This window comes from Streptomyces sp. SID3343 (assembly GCF_009865215.1).
Classification (GTDB): Bacteria; Actinomycetota; Actinomycetes; order Streptomycetales; family Streptomycetaceae; genus Embleya.
Map to the genome: position 1 here is coordinate 1 of NZ_WWJX01001638.1, position 766 is coordinate 766.

Below are 766 nucleotides of genomic sequence, written 5' to 3' on the forward strand. Positions count from 1 at the left end.
CGGGCGGAAGGGTTGCGGCCCGGTGGGCAGGACCCCGCCGCGCAACTCATGTGGCAATCGAGGGCGCGCGGCCTGCGCATCGCGTATCTGTACCGCGTCGACCGCGCCCGCACGGTCCGCCCAATGACACCGGGTCGACACCGTGCGCTCGCCGCGGCGATGCGCGCCCGCCGCACCTGCCCCGACTGCCGCATCGACCGCGGCTACGTGATTTCCGTCCGACTCGGCGCCTGCGCGCCGTGCGCCGACGGGTTCGAGTAGAGCGCCACCGCCTGATTCGCGCGGGCACCGGCCACGCCTGGACAGCAAGTCGCCGGTGCCCGCTCTCCCCTTAAGAGGAGAGGTTCAGCATGTCGCACGACACCCTCGACAGTCCCGACTTCGAGTCGGGTCCCTCCGACGAGCAGGACGACGACACCCCGCCCGGCGGGTCGGTCCTTCTTTTCAAGCAGCGTGAGAGCGTCGACCCGGACGCCGAGACCCGCACCGACCCCGACCCGATCGAGAACGACGACGTCGACACCGTCCCGGTGCCGGTCGACCCGCCCGGGCGTGAGCGGCCGACGTGGAACGAGTCGGTGCGCGGCGAGCAGCGCCGTGACGTGCTCCCGTCGTGGCTGCGTTCGCGTGAGGCGTTGCGTGAGCAGGCGCGGTGGGTCTTCGACCACTACCGGCACGTGTTCGCGTTCCACGCCGTCCGCACCCCGGTCTACGCCGGAACCCTTGCCGTGCGTTCCCCGCTCGGCGCGGTGCGCCTGGTGGGCCG

At 72.3% G+C, this 766-nt stretch carries 1 protein-coding gene and 1 pseudogene; both read left to right on the plus strand.

The window, feature by feature from the left end; translation table 11 throughout:
* On the plus strand, positions 1-261 hold a 261-nt coding region (locus tag GT354_RS52085), incomplete at its 5' end, for an RRQRL motif-containing zinc-binding protein (RefSeq protein ID WP_161365547.1).
* 89 nt (positions 262-350) lie between these two features.
* Positions 351-766, plus strand: a pseudogene (locus GT354_RS52090) (hypothetical protein); the annotation flags it as partial.